Below are 17,782 nucleotides of genomic sequence, written 5' to 3' on the forward strand. Positions count from 1 at the left end.
TTAAAAAAGCCCCTCCATTCACTTATGAAAGGAGGGGCTTTCCTATTTACGTTCCATTAAGCATGCTTCCATCCAGTCGGCTGACCGGTGTTCGGACAATTCGGGAAGGTATCCCCTAGTTTAAGCTCCACCTTCTCACCATCGCGATCCACATACGTACCTGTTTCCGTCACATCTTCTCCGCTTTGATGCTCATGATCCGCATGCTTCCAAGTCGTTGGTTCATGAGATACTGGACACTCAGGGAATGTATCCCCTTGCTGCAGCTCTCTCGCTTCCCCAGCGGCACAAATATACTTACCCGATTCTTTTACCGTATCATTCGTGTGATGCAAATGTGTATTAGCCAATAGTAACACCCTTTCCAATCATTCGAATTTTTTCTACAGTGTTAGTTTAGCCTGTTTGGCAGCAATCCAAACTTTTTCAAAAAACGGCAGAGTAAACTTTGATTGTAAGAGTGTGGCTTTTCCCGTCATGCTCTCTTTACTTCATCTTTCTTTTCCTCCAAGTAAGATAACGGTACTTCCATTAAACTGCCTGCATCTCCTTCATAACCGGAGTTCAGTATTTTAAACACAACCGATTCTGTATTGACTTCGACTACTTGAACGAGGATTTGTTCGAAGGTTAGGATTTCGTTTGGAGAGAATTTCATTGCAGTTACCTCAAAGGTTAAAGCTATTATTTCAGGTATTTTAATGTCTTCGTTTCAATATCCTTTAGCTCCTCGTCATAATATGCCCGTCTTTCTGCTGAAAGATTTTCCATATAGTGTGAGATATGAATTAACTCTGTTTTGGGAGAAACCATTCGTCTGTATTCTAACTGGGATGTTTTTCGAAGATAGATAATCGTTAATTTCTCAATATGAGGCTCATATTTCTGCATCGTCTCTGAATTAAAAACCGTGTGTTCACTTAACTTAGCATCGATCCAATGGGAGTCATTAATTATAAAATCTGGTTCACAGCCTCTTTTACCGCACTTATATTTCGTAAATGGAATCTGAATTTCTTGCAGCAGTTCTCCCACTAAATCCTCAAAGCGTCTCCCTAATTCTGAATAAATGAGAACTAAAGGTTTTCTTCTTGGTTTCCAATGAGCGTATTTTCGAACCATATTATACGTTCTGAAAAATTTCTCAGGCGTTTTATAATATTTAACTAAGTAATCAAAAAGCAAGGGATGTTTTTGCAAAATATCCTCATCTGATACTTTCCCCTTTTCATCGATCAACTCATAAATCATTTCTGGCACTGTAATATTATTGAGACCCGCATTTTCTAAAACGCGCTGCATAATATAGTGTCGGCCATTCCGCTCTAGCCATCCACGTTCAAAAGAATTATGTGGTCCGACAACAACTGCTGACAATTCCACCACTTCATCTAAAGACATTCGATTAACTTCATCTAAAGTTAGATGCAATTCTTCCGGTTTAATGTGCAGGAATCGGTTATTTTCATAAAGTTCGTTTTTCGATTGTTCCATTTACTTGTTCATTCTCCTAATTTCTAAGTTGATTGGTATGTTTATTCCTAAGTGTTAATTATCGGTTTTATAATGTAATTATATGGTAGTATGAAATTACTACTTATCTTTGGCAAAGGAATGTAAATAATGAAAAAAGAGAACACACCTACTTCTGAACTATTAACAATAATTATAGATGTTATAGATTCTTTAGGCGGCACAGCGCACCTTAAAGATATTTATGAGAAAATCAAAACTGAAACATTTATAGACTTGAATTATTATGAAAATCCTGAGTCTAGAATCCGCTCAATCATTTATGATCATTCAAGTGACTGCACCCGTTTTAAAGGTAAACCTGGTGATGAGTCAGATCTTTTTTACGCTGTCCATAAAAAAGGAAAAGGCTATTGGGGTTTGTGCTCTCAAAAAGAATAGACCGGTATAGATTTGAAGTTACCGCTCTGCTCAATAATTTCTTGAAATGCATGAAAATCATTTCAGATACTTCAATGTTTTAGTCTCTATGTCTTTCAACTGCTCGTCATAATACGCCCTTCTTTGGCTTGATAGGTTATCCATGTAGTGTGAAATATGAATCAACTCTGTTTTTGGAGAAACCATTCGTCTGTATTCTAACTGGGATGTTTTTCGAAGGTAGATAATCGTTAATTTCTCAATATGAGGCTCATATTTCTGCATCGTCTCTGAATTAAATACCGTATGTTCACTTAACTTAGCATCAATCCAATGGGAGTCATTAATAATAAAGTCCGGTTCACAGCCTCTTTTACCGCACTTATATTTCGTGAATGGAATTTGAATTTCTTCCAACAGTTCTCCCACTAAATCCTCAAACCGTCTCCCGAGTTCCGAATAGATTAAAACTAACGGTTTTCTTCTCGGCTTCCAGTGAGCATACTTTCGAACCATCTTGTACTCTCTGAAATATTTTTCAGGGATTTTATAATATTTAACTAAGTAATCAAAAAGCATGGGATGTTTTTGCAGAATATCTTCGTCTGATACTTTGTCCTTTTCATCGATCAATTCTTGTATCATTTCTAGCACAGTTATTTTATTAAGACCCGCATTTTCTAAGACCTGCTGCATAATATGATGACGGCCATTTAACTCTAACCACCTCCGACCACAATGCAATGCATTATGTGGACCAATGACAACTGCAGACAATTCAACCACTTCATCCAAAGACATTCGATTGACCTCATCTAAAGTTAAGTGCAGTTCCTCTGGTTTTATATGCAGGAATCTATTATTCTCATAAAGTTCGTGTTTTAAGTATTCCATTTACTTGTTCATTCTCCTAATTTCTAAGTTGATTGGTATGTTTATTCCGAAGTGTTAATTATAGCAAATGAAAATACATTACTTGAAAAAACCGATTAATTGGTCAAAATTGGTATGTTTTTTGGAGACTTTTTTTACTCACCGAAAAGACGATAGGGCATATAAACCCCATCGTCTTACATGATTACTTATAACTTTAACTCGTCACCGATACTGACAATTGATTGTAGTTTATTAAATAGTACTTCTTGCCGTTTTTCAATAAATTTTTCAAAATCAACAAGTGTCAAATTTCCGCTCGGAATGTAGTGTTTGATTAAATAATCTTTCCTGGCTGCTTGATCTTTATAATTTTCATTTAGCCATTCTTCAAAATCCATATCAGACTTCTCAATGTTTGGTATTTCCTCGAGTAATTGCAGGTTAGCAATGGAATTAACTCGCTCAATGAATCCATCCACTTTTTCAGCTGGCACCCCTTTTTTGAGTAACTTTCTCTTAGTAAATAGGCTCTTAGCAAAAATATGATCGACATGAAATTTATTTCTAAAATCTATGGTCGGATATAATAGTGCCAAAATGGAGAAGGTATGTTTTTGACCATACTGATAAGAAAGCAAATTGTCGATCTCATCACTGGTAAATGAAAATGATTTGGTACTCCCCTTAAAATCTTCAATGATTAATTCAAGAGGGAACTGCTCATGGTTCTCCGCTATAATTCTTCTTAATGGCCGCAGTACATTATCGGGCTGTCCGCTGAATACTCGTTTAAGCAGACCTAATATGAGCCATTTATTTACTAACTTGCGATCTGCACGGTAATGCTTTGATTGAACGTAGTTATGAGGAGTTCCCTTTTTTAACAAATAGTAAGCAATAGGAATGATCGCATTATTAGAGGTTAAAGTGTCTTGATTATAACCAAAGCTCGAAACTACATTTATTGCTAATCGAATCGCTTCTTTCACTTCGTCCCATTTTTGCTCAATCGTTTGCATCGTGTCTGAATTAAAGTTATCCACTTTAAATGCAATATCTTTAAAGTCACAGAGCACCAAGCAGGCCTTTAAGACAAAATCTTTATCAAAGTTAAAACCATTGCCAATTTGATTTATTTCATCTACAAATTTAGTAATCTCTTGTCTAGCATCTTTCGTCTTCCACTGTGCAGTTGCAATAGACAGCAGTAAATCTGAATAGCTAAGTGTTGTTCCACCGCTATTCACACGAATGAATATATTCAAAACTTTATCTAATTTTTGTTCTTCTTCCAAATAGTAGTTAATGCTTGGTGTTTCATTAATTGCTTTGTATAGTTTGAACAATGTTTGATTAGCAAATAAAGCTTTCTCTTTTTCAATGGAACTTAAATCATGTTCTATTAAATATTGATTCACTTCAAAATGATCGTTGATATTGAGAATATCAGATACTTTAAACCAAAAAGCATCTTCATGTTCTTTATTGGCTTCTTCCTCTGTTAAAAAACGAAAATCATATACAGTGTCAAAGTCTTCAGAAGGACCCAGCAAGTCAACATAAAGCTGCTGCTCGGGATAAGCTAATGGATTTTCTCTTCTCATTCTTGGCAACTTATAGGCATACGATCCTTTTAACGCAATATACATCGAAGTTAAACGCTGCTGCCCGTCTAAAATGGCAATAATGTCTTCTTCTCCTTCAATGCTTGCAATCGGATTGTGACGATTATTCCGTTCATGATAGTTACGAATAAACTCGTAAAATTGGAATTCCTTACTTTTCTCTTTTTTCACATCCCAAAACAGGAACGATCCAACTGGATATCCCTGCATCAATGAATCAAACAGCCTCTCTATTTGATCCGTTCCCCAAACAAATTCACGCTGAATGGCCGGCAGTAAATATTTCTTTTTATGAATGTTTTCTATTACTTTTTTGATTGTAATTGGTGTTTGAAAAGCCATACCTTCACCCTATCCCTCTACTGTAATTTTTTTAGATTCTCTTCTTTCCTTTCAAAATGCCAATGCAGCCTATATTCACAGATTTGCTTCGTCCAGTCGTACAATATCTCTTTATCTGCTTCGTTAACTTCCAGTTGAATAGTAAATTTATTACCATCAAATGAAACCAGTCCATTTGAAGTCCCACTCCATTTATCCATAGGCATCTCCGCGATCAATTGAGCAACTTTCTTTTCATTATACTCAGCGAGCTGCTTACCTTTTTTATCAGAAAAGTCAATCCGTTTACGATACTCTTTTGATGTCAGGTAGCTATGAAAGAATGGTGCAGCCTCTAATGGTGTAATGGGCTCAAGCCATCGTTCAGGGCCTTTTGAAAGCATATATAATAGGACAATCATTTTATAACTTTTAGTCATCCCTGTACTTTCTACCTCTTTGAACCAATCCTTATATTGTTCATAGACGCTATCTTCTTCGCTGCTCATTTCATCTACAGAAAACAATAGTCCTGGATACGATTGATAATAATCCTTTATTGCTTTACTGTCTGATTTAGCATTCAAATGAAACTCCAAGTATGTCGGCCGTCTACCCAATTCCAATTTCAGCTCTTCGAACGCATATAACAATTGATCTTTTCGTGGGTTCTTCTTTCGGTTCATCGCTTTCAACAAATCGATGGCTTCCAAGTCAAAGTCAATTTGACAGTTGCTAGGTACAGTTGGAATGACGTTTGTGCTTTTACCTTTTCGATCAGGGTCCGTGTCAAATACTTGCAGCTTCACATCCGCATTTCTGTAGTTTCCAATTAAATCAATGATGACGCAGTGACTCTTGCCTTCAGCTATCCGCAAGCCCCGTCCTACTTGTTGGGTAAAAACAGTTAATGATTCAGTCGGACGTGCAAACAGCAGTGTATCAACAGATGGGATATCCACACCTTCATTAAATAAATCAACGGTGAAGATAATATCTAATTCTCCTTGATCCAGCTTTTTAATCGCTGTTGGTCTAGTGATGTTTTTTGTCCGAGAATGCAGAGCAACGGTTTTCCATCCAGCTCGGTTAAAGAACTCACTTAAAAATTCAGCTTGTTTAATAGATGAACAGAAACCTATCGTTCTCGTTTGGCGGTGCTTTTCCCATGCGTTTAATATTTTCTCAGCCATACTTTCTTTTAGCTGAACTTGCAGTAATTCTTCTTGATCGTAACGGGTGCCAAGCCATGAAATAGCCGAATAATCTGTATCATCGTAAACTCCATAATAAATAAATGGAGACAGCCATTGCTTTTGAATCGCCTCTAAAAAATGAATATTATAGGCCATGTTCCCATCACAAAGGCTGTAGACGTCCTTATTATCCATTCGATCCGGCGTCGCTGTAATCCCGAGAAGAAACTTTGGTTCAAAGTACTCTAAAATATTTTTATAGGAAGAAGCAGCGGCATGATGAAATTCATCCACAATAATAAGGTCAAAATCATCTTTCCTAAAGCTTTCAAGGTGATGTTTGATGCCAATAGTAAATACAGATGCAAAGATCATATCCGCATTTTTTTCTTTATGTTTAGCATTTAATAGCCCTGCCGTCCGATCGGGCATCACATGCAAAAAAGATTTCTTTCCTTGTTCTAGAATTTCTTCCCTATGTACAACAAATAAAATTCTTTTAAAAGTTTGAGCGAAGAAAGCTGCCAAATATGTTTTGCCAAGTCCAGTAGCCATGACCACAAGTGCACGTTCATATTCTTCTTCCACTGTGTTTTCCAGTGCTCGCAATGCTTCTTTTTGTGCTGGACGCGGTTCTAAAATGTCTGGCTTTGTTATGTAGGATTCTCTTTCGTCATGAATAATCTCTGCCTGATCTTTAGGCTCTGAAAACATAAGATCTATTTCTTCTGATTTCGACCATTGGACGGCGACAGAGTTATTTTCATGAAATTTTTCGTAACCTTCTCTGTACCTTTTAATAGACTCTTGGTTCATGGAGATAGTGTAGTCATGTGAAAAAACATTCATAAATTCTTCAACTGCTGTTTCAAAAATCTGTTCATCTACGCTTGATGGTGCATGCAGATTCCATTCAACTCCTGAACTGAGAGCAGAAGCAGACATATTCGAAGAACCGACAATCAAATGGCTACTATTAGGCATGCGAAACAAATATGCTTTGGGATGAAACGATTTCCCACCGCTCTGCCATAACCGAACTTCTGCTTCAGGTACTTCCTCCACAAGTAATTGAAGAGCATCTGGCTGTGTAATATATAAATAATCCCCCGTACAAACACGTATCTGTGCTCCTCGTGAGGCCGCTTCCTTTAAAACAGGAAGAATTTTTTTCACACCAGATTTCATGACAAATGAAGTTAAGATATAAATTTCATCTGCCTTACTTGAAAGATCCGTTATTGAGTGCACTAAATTTTGTGTGATTAGTTCTAGTTTATTCATCCTCCACCTCAATCTATTGAATAAATATATTCTCGTTATGCCAACTAAAGAAGTCTTTAGAAGGTTCAACCTCTTTCCAGTCCAATAAGGTGATTCCATCAAGATCTTCAATATATTTTTGGCTTTTATTTTCTGACCCGACAAAGTGCTTGGATACTTTTATTTTCTTATCTGGAAGTACAGTAAGTACACCCTTATCAAAAGCCCAGTGATGCAACTTGCAAAGTGACAGGCCATTTTCTACCGTGCTGGGTCCTTCAAAGGAATGCCAGAGAATATGTGCTGCATCTAACCCAAATGGAATTTGATTAAAATGGGCTTGAAAGCCGCACATTGCACATTTATACCGGAAGTTTGCCAGAACTTTCGGAGCGAATTTTGGATCTCTTTTTAATTGCTTATATGGGTTATAGAAAGAGAAGTTGAAATAGGACCTTAATTCGTCTTGAATCGTTTGTGGCCAAAATTTTTCTAGGATGTAATTGATCAGGATGGTTCTGCTCCGTTCATCATGTTTTAGTAAATGAAAGGCTTCTTCATTTAAAAATCCGTAAACCGATTCTTGTCTTAAAAGTGATACATTGGCTGTTTTTCCACTTGTCAATTCCACACCTACGGGTAGATGCAGATCCCAGATCGGAGAAGAGTTTAGGTGGTGAAATGGCTGATAAGGCTTTGCACCACTCGTTCTATTACCAAAGTTTCTTATTAATAAATCTAATTCTTTCTCAACCTCACTGTACTTAAATACATTTTTTACACGTTCGTCATTGTCAATTTTAGATAGAAGCAGCAATAGGAGCAAAGGTTTTTTTAAGGCTGTACCCGCTTTACTTGAACGATGAAGTCGCAATTCATCTACCCAATGCAAAATGGTTGTGATATCCATGTCTTCCCCTCCTATTCATCCTCCACCTCGATCAAATAAATTCGCTCGTCAAACCCGCCGCGCTTGTCTGCTTTTTTCTTGCGAATCGATTCAAGCTGGTCAAAGTCGGCTCCATGTATTTTAGTGGCTGCATGGATCAATTCTAAAAGATCAGCTAATTCTTCCATCGCCTCTTCATCGTTGTTAGCTGTCTTGTATTCTACTAATTCTTCGTCCATCTTTTTTCGAAGTTCCTGCTTGTATTCTTGTTCATCCAGTATACGTGTAGTAAACGTTTTTCCTGCTTGCTCAATCACTTCAGGTATCCGATCGCGAACTAATTTATTATAAACAGGCATATAACTCTCTCCCTTTATTTCTTGTTTATCACCATTTTACCAGAAGTAGGCAACTATTTTTATGGCTCTGACCATGTTTTCCTCACCAAAAATTTCCTCCTATCTGAAAAAAGGCATTCTTTCGAAAAAACAATGATTGTATAATTATAGTAATAGTGACGAATCACCTATGCGAAAAGGAGGGTGGGACTTGCTATTTGAACTGTTGTTTTTTATGTTGGCAGTTTTTTTGACTGGATTCATTTATGATTACGGGGTTTCTAAATTAAGATTTATACAGAATGGAACTGCACGACGAAAGAAGTTTAGCAAGTGGCTCGCCCAAGGCTTGCTATTTATTGGATTAATTGTCACAGCAGCTATGCTAGGGTGGATCGATTAGCTGTATCTATGTTTGATGAGGTGAGCAGTTTAATGAAGGAGTATTCTAACCGGCAATATGATTTAGATTGGATTAAAGTGATCGCGACGCTTGCGGTGTTCGTTTATCATTGCTTGATGTTTGTTAATCCGTTTCCCTGGCATGTGAAGAATTCGGAGCTGAATTCAGGCGGGGTTCTAGTGGCTTCTCTTTTAATTGGTTCTTGGCTGATGCCGATTTTCTTTGCCGTGTCAGGAATGAGTGTTTTTTACGCATGGCAAAAACGCAGAGGCTCTAGCTACCTCCGCGAAAGGCTGGCTCGGCTTGGCATTCCGCTTGTATTCGGTGTTTTTATTTTATCCCCGCCGCAAGTATTTATTGAACGGATCACGAGAGGTCAGTTTAACGGATCGTTTTTCGAATTCGTCCCTCATTATTTTGATGGACTTTATTTAGACATTGGGGGCCCAGGGAATTTTGCGTTTGTCGGCTTGCATTTATGGTATGTACTGGTGCTGCTGGCTTTCTCGTTTCTTACCTTGCCTTTGTTCTCCAAAGTGAGTGGTGGTCGGAACTTTCAACGGTTTCACTTTGTCCTTTTGCCTCTGAGTTTAATCTGTATCGGCATTATTCAAACAATCAATTTAGGCGGCTGGGATGTGCTGTTTTACTTGCTTGTATTTATCTATGGCTACTACTTTTTCTCCAGTCCCTCCTTTAAGCCTGCCATTCGGTCAACGATTAAGCTTCATGGAACGACAGCGGTTATATCATCTGCTGTCTTTATTACATGGTTTATGATCGATTATCCCAAACCTGGCACTTTCAGCAGCATGATATTCTATGCCGTTCACGTGTTAAATGGATGGAGCTGGCTCATGTGCATCTTTTATTTAGGAGACAAGTATTTATCATTCTCTCATCGCTATCTGAACTATGGCAGTGAAGCTTCCATGCCATTTTATGTTCTGCACCAGCCCATCATTGTGATGATTGGCTTTCTGATCCGTGATCTGCCTTGGACTGTGCCGATGAAACTATCCTTTCTTCTCATCGTTTCTTTCCTCATCATAGCGGTTGTGTACCATTTCATCATTCGCCGCTTTTTTGTACTTAGATTATTATTTGGCATGAAAGGGAAAAAGAAAGAAAGACAGATGCCTGAAACTGAATCAAGATCTGTAAACATACATTCTTAGTCATCGTGAATGGAGGGTAAACCTTGATTAAATTAATAAAACAAGAGGGAGACGAAACTCTTTACTGGGAAGTGTGGAATGAGGGAAAGATGCTAACGATTCATTCTGGAGTCGTAGGAGATACTGGAGAAGCAGAAGAAAGAAAACTATCCTTTTCCCAATTCCCATCAAAAGTAATGAGCCAGCTCGCACAGGAAAAGGTAGATAAAGAAGGCTATGATTATGTAGATGAAGAAGAACTGATTGAATTAGTCGTGCAATTCAGCTATGAAGAAAATGAAACAAATAAGATGCTCAAGAAGCGGCACGATGTAGAAGACTTAATGAATGAGTGCTTAGGCTGGACGGGAAATGGCCATTGTGACGGCGGCGATATCGGAAGTGGAACCGCTAATATCTATAACTATGTCATTGATCCGGAAAAAGCAGCCGAATCGATCCTCGGTGAGTTAGCGAATCATGACTTACTTTCCGACGTAAAGATTGCTTTCGAAGATCCGGAAGAGGAAGAATACATCGTCTTGTATCCTAAAGGTGCTGAATTTGATATTTTGTAAGTATGAATAGCTAGAAGCCCTTGCCATTATGACAGGAAGGGCTTCTAGCCTGTTATTTCTTTACCCGGTCTATGAATTCCCCCAAGTGATCCAATGTTACGATATGCTGATTGCATACCTCTGCATCTCGGCAAATATAATTGCCCCTTTTCGTAAATGTGCCTTGCACTTTCCCTTTTTCTTCAACAAGAAACATCCCTACATCTTCATATTGATGGCAAAGCGCGCAGATGCCTTTCTTGTTGAGTGGACGGAATGAACCTTGTAAACCGATCCATTGATCGTCGAGTTTTGTGACTAGGTATTTTTTATTCGTCCCTGGATCAAACCAGCTTAAATAAGAAGTACCAAGCAAATCCATGTGATCTAATGAAGGAACTTTTATCTTTTTCGCTTTAGGAAAAAGCTTTTTCACCATCGGCTCTGTTGTTTGAAAGGGGGTGACATACGGCTGTAAGTTTTCGATATATATGTCTGCTTTTTCTTGATCATTCACATCTATTATTGATTCTAGCACCAGCTTTTGTTCGTCACTGATCGTTGAGAACAGAGCGATGACACTTTCTAGAACCATTGCTTTTAAAGCTTTTAACACAGCCGGATCATTGGCAGCAGAGTGTCCATTCACTAACTTTTTGGCCTGCTTTTTAATAAACTGATATTGATCAGCTCTCATAAATGCTTCCATTACATTCACTTCCTATGCTTACTTGTTCATTCTAATTATAGAATCTGGACTTTCTTTTTTATATGTGGAAAATGATTAGAAATCAAACTCACCATAAAAAAGCACTGAACCTTCGAAAAGTTCAGTGCTGATCTGCTTTATTTTTTCGTATAAATGATTTTTTTCACGGTTTCAATAGCCAGATGATACTCCTCTGCCAAATGTTCCATCGTTGCCCCATTCTGAAACGCTTGCTTCATAGCAGCATTTCTTTCATCAATGGATTGCCTGATCCCCGAACACGTGCCCCATCTCTTGCAGGCGGACTTGGCTTTCGGAATATAAATTGTTTCTCCCTGGATATACTTCTGAATCTCAAGGATCAATTCGTGCGGCAGAACTGTGCTCGCTTTTACTTCCTTCATGGTTTTGCAGCTCCTTATTTATTGGAATCAATAAGGGGCAAAATCAAGTATTAGAAAGGGTAAAAGCCCTATGGCGATATCGATTATGTTCTCATGCAAAGCATCGCCCATCTAACACTGGATTTTGCATGAGAGGCTGCAATATTCGGCACATCATGTACCACCGCCATCACCTCCTATACTATCTATTTATTACCAACATTATAAGATATGTTTCGCTTACTTGCATCTAATCTAATTTAATAATAAAGCACCTCAACTTTATGACACTTCCTGCATGTCTGATAATGCTCATTGCCTGTAAATTTTTGGCCTGCTTTTTAATAAACTGATATTGATCAGCTCTCATAAATGCTTCCATTACATTCACTTCCTATGCTTACTTGTTCATTCTAATTATAGAATCTGGACTTTCTTTTTTATATGTGGAAAATGATTAGAAATCAAACTCACCATAAAAAAGCACTGAACCTTCGAAAAGTTCAGTGCTGATCTGCTTTATTTTTTCGTATAAATGATTTTTTTCACGGTTTCAATAGCCAGATGATACTCCTCTGCCAAATGTTCCATCGTTGCCCCATTCTGAAACGCTTGCTTCATAGCAGCATTTCTTTCATCAATGGATTGCCTGATCCCCGAACACGTGCCCCATCTCTTGCAGGCGGACTTGGCTTTCGGAATATAAATTGTTTCTCCCTGGATATACTTCTGAATCTCAAGGATCAATTCGTGCGGCAGAACTGTGCTCGCTTTTACTTCCTTCATGGTTTTGCAGCTCCTTATTTATTGGAATCAATAAGGGGCAAAATCAAGTATTAGAAAGGGTAAAAGCCCTATGGCGATATCGATTATGTTCTCATGCAAAGCATCGCCCATCTAACACTGGATTTTGCATGAGAGGCTGCAATATTCGGCACATCATGTACCACCGCCATCACCTCCTATACTATCTATTTATTACCAACATTATAAGATATGTTTCGCTTACTTGCATCTAATCTAATTTAATAATAAAGCACCTCAACTTTATGACACTTCCTGCATGTCTGATAATGCTCATTGCCTGTAAAATCATGGGTGCACTTCTCTTGAATTTCTTTCTTCCGCTCCTCCATTACAAACAGTTGCAGTCTCAACTGTTTCATTTTTTCTTCAATCTGATGAACTTCCATCCAGATAGCCCCCTAGTCTCGTTTACTGATAAAGCGTGCCGCCCTTTTCTTTAAATTCTTCCGCTTTTTCCTTCATGCCTTGTTCAATGGCTTCTTTCGTCTCCAGCTTATTTTCTTTCGCATAATTTCTAATGTCCTGCGAGATTCTCATGCTGCAGAATTTCGGTCCGCACATCGAACAGAAATGAGCAGTCTTCGCACCTTCTGCCGGCAGCGTTTCATCGTGATACTCAATCGCCCGTTCAGGATCGAGTGATAGATGGAACTGATCTCTCCAGCGGAATTCAAAACGAGCTTTCGATAAGGCATCATCTCGCTTCTGCGCACCCGGATGCCCTTTCGCCAAATCCGCCGCATGAGCCGCTATTTTATACGTAATGACCCCTTCGCGGACATCGTCTCTATTCGGCAACCCTAAATGCTCTTTTGGCGTGACATAACACAACATTGCCGTTCCGTACCAGCCAATCATCGCCGCTCCAATGGCTGACGTAATATGATCATAGCCAGGCGCGATATCTGTAGTCAGAGGACCCAGCGTATAAAAAGGAGCTTCCTTGCAAACTTCTAATTGTTTATCCATATTTTCTTTGATCAAGTGCATCGGCACATGTCCCGGCCCTTCCACCATCACTTGCACGTCATGCTCCCAAGCGATTTGAGTCAGCTCACCTAGTGTTTCCAGTTCAGCAAATTGGGCTTCATCATTGGCATCTGCAATCGAACCCGGACGCAAACCGTCGCCGAGTGAGAAGGCGATATCATACTGTTTCATAATTTCACAAATCTCTCTGAAATGCGTGTATAGGAAGCTTTGCTGATGATGATATAAACACCACTGGGCCATAATCGACCCTCCTCGCGAAACAATACCGGTCACTCGTTTAGCCGTTAAAGGGACGTATTGCAGCAGCACCCCCGCATGAATGGTGAAATAATCTACGCCTTGTTCTGCCTGTTCAATTAAAGTATCACGGTAGATTTCCCATGTCAGATCCTCCGCAATTCCTTTTACTTTTTCCAGTGCTTGATAAATAGGCACTGTCCCAACAGGAACCGCTGAATTTCTAATAATCCATTCTCTCGTAAAGTGAATATTCTTGCCTGTGGATAGATCCATGATATTATCCGCACCCCAGCGCGTCGCCCAAGTCATTTTTTCCACTTCCTCTTCGATCGATGAAGAGACGGCAGAGTTTCCGATATTCGCATTGATTTTAACGTGGAAGTTCCGGCCGATAATCATCGGCTCCGATTCCGGATGATTTATATTCGATGGGATGATTGCACGTCCTCTAGCCACTTCTTCACGGACGAATTCAGGTGTGCATTGTTCCCTGATGGCGATAAACTCCATTTCAGGCGTAATAATCCCCTGCTTTGCATAATGAAGCTGCGTGACATTCTTGCCTTGTTTCGCACGCAATGGCTTGCGTTGGTGACCTGGAAACACATGAATGTTCGCCCGCGGATCATTTAGATCACTGTAGCCATTGTCTTCTGGCTTCATGTCACGACCTTCATATTCTTCTACATCTCCTCGTTCCTCAATCCACGCACGGCGTATAGCTGGCAATCCTTTTTTAATATTAACTGTATAGTTCGGATCGGTATAAGGTCCGCTCGTATCATATACACGAAGAGGGGCATTTTCTTCCTCACCAAACGTGCCTGTCGTCGGACTTAACTGAATCTCTCTCATTGGCACTTGAATGTCAGGTCTTGAACCTTGCACATATACTTTCTTGCTCCCTGGAAAATTAGACATGATGGAAATGTGATTTTGTACTGAAGATGTTTGCATGGTTACTCTCTCCTTTTTTATGAATGAAAGGACAAGATCCAACACATACAAAGAGGAAAAGTTTGCAGAAGACATAAAGAAGCCGGGTCCAACGAATGGTTGGCCCGGCTCATATGTATGCAGAAGTAGTGTTGCATGATTAGGTACGTTAACTTCCCCACGCTGGTATGAGCCAGATCAGGTCCCAAGAGTCAAGAAACTTCCTCGCGTTTCTTTCTCAGCCCAGCTCATTGGACTCCCCTAGTTATGAATGTATTAAATTTGATTTTTATTATATAGGAGTCTCTCAGGAAATAAAAGGGGGAATTTTCAGAACTACAAATTTAGAACTGTTTTTGAGACCCAAATAGCCAGTGCTGCCAAAGGGGCTTGCAAAACAAACCCTAGTAAGAAAAAGAGTATAAATTTTTTATGAGTCAGCAAATTCTTGCTGAACAAGTAGTGTAAGACAACATAGGAGTAAGGAAAGATAATCAGAATGGAAGTAAGGATACCTGGAACATAGTCTCTAAAGAAAATAAATTGGAATACGTGACCAACGCCATTAGCTAACAGAATACCCGGTACTAAAAAAGAAATGAAAGTGATGGGCGTCATCCCTAGGAATGTTTTATTTCTTGAAGCTTGGTAACATCCGATTGCAGCTACGATCCATAAGAGTGAAAATGCCATTGTAAACTCCATGGAAGTTACCTTAATAGGAATTCGATCTGAATGTTTCATAAGAAATTTTTCGACTGTAAGGATCTCCTCCACATCATGTATCAAATACAACAGCGGGAACAGCCAAATGAGTGTAGTTAGGATTGAAACTTCATATTTTTTAGTTTTGATAAGATCACCCAGCGTTCATATAAAATAATTTATACTAATTTTAACATAAAATTACTTTTAGCTTTCTTATCGTATGGGATAGGAGCTTAATATGGGCCTCAGCTGGCGGAAAGCAGAGCCCTATCAGCGCCTTTCCCGATTCTATCAGCGGATAATGGGATTCTATCGGCGACTTTGAAAAAAGCGGCAATTCCCCATAAAAAAATAGAGACCGCAGCTCAAAGGGCGGTCTCCATCTCTGGTAAACCCATACGTTATATGAAATCGAATCTGGGCTAACGGCAACTTCACCTTTTCACACTCTTCATTCTTTCTTGGAATTCCTTAAATTTCAGTTTAGAAATATGCGCATGCTCCGAATAGTTCTCGAAGTAAACTAAGTAAGTTTCATTTTTCTGTGTCACATGGGAGATCGCCTCTAAATTCACAATATTCGACCGGTGGGCCATAAAGAAACCGCCATCTAATTCCTTCATTAAATCCGTAATTTTTTCATTGGTCTCATACACTTTTTTACTTGTATGTATCCGGCATTTCTTCCCTGCTTTTTCAATGAAATAAATATCTGATGCCGGTACGTAATAGAAAGAGCCATCCTTTTTGACAGTTAGTATATTCCGGTTTTCACTTGAAACAGGGAATTTGTCTTGTTCTATCATGAGTTTTGCTTTTTCTAACGCTTTAAACAGCCGGGTTAATTCTAAAGGCTTGACTACATAATCAACAGCTGACATATCAAACGCTTCAATGGCATAATCGCTATACCCTGTGACGAAGATAAACTTCAAGTTCCGGTTAACGTCTTGGCATTTTTGAAGGGCTTCCATTCCATTCGTTTTCGGCATGTGAATATCTGTTACCACTAATTCCGGTCGATGAATAGCTACTTGATTCATTAATTCTTCACCATCCTTACACAAGGACACGATTTCAAATGAATCATGCTGCTCTACTAAAAAGTTTAGAATCTCTAACGCATCGGGATGATCATCCGCAAGTATGGTTTTAATTAAATTCATATCAATCCCCTCTACTATTATTACTATTCACTGCATTCATTTGGTTCTCCCCGTGAATACAGGTAATCTTTTCATGTAAAAAACTATTATTGTTATTTTAGCGAAATGATTAAATGACTGAAAGAGAATTATTGAGCATTTCAGTCCTTAAACGATCTATTAACTATAAACAGGAAGAAAGAACCATCATCTTTTCTTTTTTAACTTTTTTCCTGTTAAATTTCTCCTCTGAAAATGGTTTGAAACTTTCTAAAATAAGGTCAATTTATCGAAGTGGCAACCGCTCCTAAACCGACGATTCCTTACAAAACCTAACAAACAGGCCCCGCAGCTTCTAGCCGTGGAGCCTGTTTGTTATGATTTCTTTTTGCTGTTTGCGGCCAGAACTCCTGAAAAAATAGCGATACATATCGCCACCCATGTAGCGGTACTCACTTGATCGTCCTCCTCTAGTGGATTTCTGAAGAATTTCCTTTTCGTCAGAAAAAAAGACCAAATCAATCAGTTGATTTGGCCTGTAACCGATAAATTATATCCCTTTAACCGCTTCTTCAATTACAGTATCACCCGAAACGAGATCAAAAGAACGGTTATAAGTCTTTTGTTCATCTAACACAGCCAATACCGTGCGCGCGACATCTTCTCGAGGAATAGCAGCTCTAGTTAGATTTTCAGCCATAGCGACTTTTCCAGTACCCGGTTCATTCAGAAGACCGCCGGGACGGACAATCGTATAAGTTAACCCGCTCGCTTCTAGCATTCGATCCGCATAATGTTTGGCTGCATAATAAGGACGGATGGCTTCATTCCAGTTGTCCCGATTATGGGCTCCGAGCGCGCTGACCATGACAAACCGTTTGATCCCTGCTTGTTCAGCCGCTTCAATTGTTTTCACTGCCCCGTCTAAATCAATCAGCAGCGTTTTATCAAGCCCAGTATGGCCGCCGGATCCAGCAGTGAAAATGATCGCGTCACAGCCTTTCGCCGCTTCCGCTAATTGTTCCACCGACCCTTCCAAGTCAGCCACAACCGCTTCAACACCTGCTTGCTTCAGTTCTTCTGCTTGCTCTTCTTTTCGAACCATCGCCCGTACAGTATGTTCATTGCTTTCTTTAAAGAGTTGAACTAAATGCTTCCCAATTTGCCCGTTGGCTCCTGCTAATAAAACGTTCATTTGTTCCAGCCCCTTCCCATGTTCTATTCTTATTCCATTATTTCAAAGCAAAACAAGGGAATCAAACGAACCGCTTTAGTAAATGCGTTATATCCCATGAAAAAAAGGTTCAATCCCTATTCGAATTGAACCTTTCATTAGTTAATTA

At 39.1% G+C, this 17,782-nt stretch carries 20 protein-coding genes and 1 riboswitch; of the genes, 4 read left to right on the plus strand and 16 right to left on the minus strand.

What is annotated here, in order from left to right; translation table 11 throughout:
* Positions 1-56: 56 nt before the first annotated feature.
* From JOC78_RS07775 to JOC78_RS07785, 3 genes are all read right to left on the minus strand, one after another.
* Positions 57-350, minus strand: coding sequence for a hypothetical protein (locus JOC78_RS07775; RefSeq protein WP_204553947.1), 294 nt, complete (start codon positions 348-350; stop codon positions 57-59).
* A 125-nt stretch (positions 351-475) separates the two neighbouring features.
* Complete coding sequence (locus JOC78_RS07780) at positions 476-658, minus strand: hypothetical protein (RefSeq protein ID WP_204553948.1); 183 nt, start codon at positions 656-658, stop codon at positions 476-478.
* A 26-nt stretch (positions 659-684) separates the two neighbouring features.
* On the minus strand, positions 685-1,494 hold the full coding sequence (locus JOC78_RS07785; RefSeq protein ID WP_204553949.1) for a hypothetical protein: 810 nt from the start codon (positions 1,492-1,494) through the stop codon (positions 685-687).
* Positions 1,495-1,623: 129 nt separating this feature from the next.
* Between JOC78_RS07785 and JOC78_RS07790 the strand changes: the two genes are divergently transcribed.
* A complete protein-coding gene (locus JOC78_RS07790; protein WP_204553950.1) occupies positions 1,624-1,914 on the plus strand; it encodes a hypothetical protein in 291 nt (96 codons plus the stop codon).
* Between the two features lie 57 nt (positions 1,915-1,971).
* On the opposite strand, the gene JOC78_RS07795 is transcribed toward JOC78_RS07790, so the two are convergent.
* From JOC78_RS07795 to JOC78_RS07815, 5 genes are all read right to left on the minus strand, one after another.
* Positions 1,972-2,787, minus strand: a complete 816-nt coding sequence (locus JOC78_RS07795) for a hypothetical protein (protein ID WP_204553951.1) — start codon at positions 2,785-2,787, stop codon at positions 1,972-1,974.
* A 188-nt stretch (positions 2,788-2,975) separates the two neighbouring features.
* Entirely contained in the window at positions 2,976-4,736 is a 1,761-nt protein-coding gene (locus JOC78_RS07800) for a GmrSD restriction endonuclease domain-containing protein (RefSeq protein WP_204553952.1), read from the minus strand.
* 17 nt (positions 4,737-4,753) lie between these two features.
* Positions 4,754-7,195: a DEAD/DEAH box helicase family protein gene (locus JOC78_RS07805; protein WP_204553953.1), complete on the minus strand. Its 2,442-nt coding sequence runs from the start codon at positions 7,193-7,195 to the stop codon at positions 4,754-4,756.
* 13 nt (positions 7,196-7,208) lie between these two features.
* Entirely contained in the window at positions 7,209-8,084 is an 876-nt protein-coding gene (locus JOC78_RS07810; protein ID WP_204553954.1) for a phosphorothioated DNA-binding restriction endonuclease, read from the minus strand.
* 11 nt (positions 8,085-8,095) lie between these two features.
* The gene (locus JOC78_RS07815) at positions 8,096-8,422 is read right to left on the minus strand and encodes a nucleoside triphosphate pyrophosphohydrolase (RefSeq protein ID WP_204553955.1); all 327 of its coding nucleotides are present in this window, start codon (positions 8,420-8,422) and stop codon (positions 8,096-8,098) included.
* 190 nt (positions 8,423-8,612) lie between these two features.
* Here JOC78_RS07815 and JOC78_RS07820 point away from each other — a divergent pair, with 190 nt between their 5' ends.
* From JOC78_RS07820 to JOC78_RS07830, 3 genes are read left to right on the plus strand one after another with little or no spacing between them, the layout of a single operon-like run.
* Complete coding sequence (locus JOC78_RS07820) at positions 8,613-8,804, plus strand: hypothetical protein (RefSeq protein WP_204553956.1); 192 nt, start codon at positions 8,613-8,615, stop codon at positions 8,802-8,804.
* Positions 8,792-9,982 (plus strand): acyltransferase family protein, encoded by a 1,191-nt coding sequence (locus JOC78_RS07825; protein ID WP_338023184.1) that lies wholly within the window; start codon positions 8,792-8,794, stop codon positions 9,980-9,982. The genes JOC78_RS07820 and JOC78_RS07825 overlap by 13 nt, the downstream gene beginning before the upstream one ends.
* Before the next feature lie 23 nt (positions 9,983-10,005).
* Entirely contained in the window at positions 10,006-10,539 is a 534-nt protein-coding gene (locus JOC78_RS07830; protein ID WP_204553957.1) for a hypothetical protein, read from the plus strand.
* Between the two features lie 52 nt (positions 10,540-10,591).
* Here the strand turns inward: JOC78_RS07830 and JOC78_RS07835 are convergent, their stop codons facing one another.
* From JOC78_RS07835 to JOC78_RS07870, 8 genes are all read right to left on the minus strand, one after another.
* Positions 10,592-11,227, minus strand: coding sequence for a FusB/FusC family EF-G-binding protein (locus JOC78_RS07835; RefSeq protein WP_204553958.1), 636 nt, complete (start codon positions 11,225-11,227; stop codon positions 10,592-10,594).
* A gap of 137 nt (positions 11,228-11,364) precedes the next feature.
* Complete coding sequence (locus JOC78_RS07840; protein ID WP_204553959.1) at positions 11,365-11,631, minus strand: CD3324 family protein; 267 nt, start codon at positions 11,629-11,631, stop codon at positions 11,365-11,367.
* A gap of 498 nt (positions 11,632-12,129) precedes the next feature.
* Complete coding sequence (locus JOC78_RS07845; RefSeq protein WP_204553959.1) at positions 12,130-12,396, minus strand: CD3324 family protein; 267 nt, start codon at positions 12,394-12,396, stop codon at positions 12,130-12,132.
* Between the two features lie 239 nt (positions 12,397-12,635).
* Positions 12,636-12,803 carry a serine protease gene (locus JOC78_RS07850; RefSeq protein WP_204553960.1) on the minus strand — a complete coding sequence of 56 codons (168 nt, stop codon included), beginning with the start codon at positions 12,801-12,803 and terminating at the stop codon, positions 12,636-12,638.
* A gap of 22 nt (positions 12,804-12,825) precedes the next feature.
* The gene (gene thiC, locus JOC78_RS07855) at positions 12,826-14,607 is read right to left on the minus strand and encodes a phosphomethylpyrimidine synthase ThiC (RefSeq protein WP_204553961.1); all 1,782 of its coding nucleotides are present in this window, start codon (positions 14,605-14,607) and stop codon (positions 12,826-12,828) included.
* Between the two features lie 137 nt (positions 14,608-14,744).
* A riboswitch (TPP riboswitch) is annotated at positions 14,745-14,859 on the minus strand.
* 63 nt (positions 14,860-14,922) lie between these two features.
* Positions 14,923-15,453, minus strand: coding sequence for an HXXEE domain-containing protein (locus JOC78_RS07860; RefSeq protein ID WP_338023190.1), 531 nt, complete (start codon positions 15,451-15,453; stop codon positions 14,923-14,925).
* Positions 15,454-15,728: 275 nt separating this feature from the next.
* Entirely contained in the window at positions 15,729-16,460 is a 732-nt protein-coding gene (locus JOC78_RS07865) for a LytR/AlgR family response regulator transcription factor (protein WP_204553962.1), read from the minus strand.
* Positions 16,461-16,989: 529 nt separating this feature from the next.
* Positions 16,990-17,634, minus strand: a complete 645-nt coding sequence (locus tag JOC78_RS07870; RefSeq protein ID WP_204553963.1) for an SDR family oxidoreductase — start codon at positions 17,632-17,634, stop codon at positions 16,990-16,992.
* Between the last annotated feature and the right edge of the window lie 148 nt (positions 17,635-17,782).

The sequence above is a fragment of the Bacillus ectoiniformans genome (assembly GCF_016908875.1).
In the GTDB taxonomy this organism is placed as follows: Bacteria; Bacillota; Bacilli; order Bacillales; family Domibacillaceae; genus Bacillus_BX; species Bacillus_BX ectoiniformans.

Excerpts from the sequence above, each read along its gene's own strand:
- JOC78_RS07780 (WP_204553948.1), bottom strand. The coding sequence starts at position 658 with ATGAAATTCTCTCCAAACGAAATCCTAACCTTCGAACAAATCCTCGTT.
- JOC78_RS07785 (WP_204553949.1), bottom strand. The coding sequence starts at position 1,494 with ATGGAACAATCGAAAAACGAACTTTATGAAAATAACCGATTCCTGCAC.
- JOC78_RS07790 (WP_204553950.1), top strand. The coding sequence starts at position 1,624 with ATGAAAAAAGAGAACACACCTACTTCTGAACTATTAACAATAATTATA.
- JOC78_RS07795 (WP_204553951.1), bottom strand. The coding sequence starts at position 2,787 with ATGGAATACTTAAAACACGAACTTTATGAGAATAATAGATTCCTGCAT.
- JOC78_RS07800 (WP_204553952.1), bottom strand. The coding sequence starts at position 4,736 with ATGGCTTTTCAAACACCAATTACAATCAAAAAAGTAATAGAAAACATT.
- JOC78_RS07805 (WP_204553953.1), bottom strand. The coding sequence starts at position 7,195 with ATGAATAAACTAGAACTAATCACACAAAATTTAGTGCACTCAATAACG.
- JOC78_RS07810 (WP_204553954.1), bottom strand. The coding sequence starts at position 8,084 with ATGGATATCACAACCATTTTGCATTGGGTAGATGAATTGCGACTTCAT.
- JOC78_RS07815 (WP_204553955.1), bottom strand. The coding sequence starts at position 8,422 with ATGCCTGTTTATAATAAATTAGTTCGCGATCGGATACCTGAAGTGATT.
- JOC78_RS07835 (WP_204553958.1), bottom strand. The coding sequence starts at position 11,227 with ATGGAAGCATTTATGAGAGCTGATCAATATCAGTTTATTAAAAAGCAG.
- JOC78_RS07840 (WP_204553959.1), bottom strand. The coding sequence starts at position 11,631 with ATGAAGGAAGTAAAAGCGAGCACAGTTCTGCCGCACGAATTGATCCTT.
- JOC78_RS07845 (WP_204553959.1), bottom strand. The coding sequence starts at position 12,396 with ATGAAGGAAGTAAAAGCGAGCACAGTTCTGCCGCACGAATTGATCCTT.
- JOC78_RS07850 (WP_204553960.1), bottom strand. The coding sequence starts at position 12,803 with ATGGAAGTTCATCAGATTGAAGAAAAAATGAAACAGTTGAGACTGCAA.
- thiC (WP_204553961.1), bottom strand. The coding sequence starts at position 14,607 with ATGCAAACATCTTCAGTACAAAATCACATTTCCATCATGTCTAATTTT.
- JOC78_RS07865 (WP_204553962.1), bottom strand. The coding sequence starts at position 16,460 with ATGAATTTAATTAAAACCATACTTGCGGATGATCATCCCGATGCGTTA.
- JOC78_RS07870 (WP_204553963.1), bottom strand. The coding sequence starts at position 17,634 with ATGAACGTTTTATTAGCAGGAGCCAACGGGCAAATTGGGAAGCATTTA.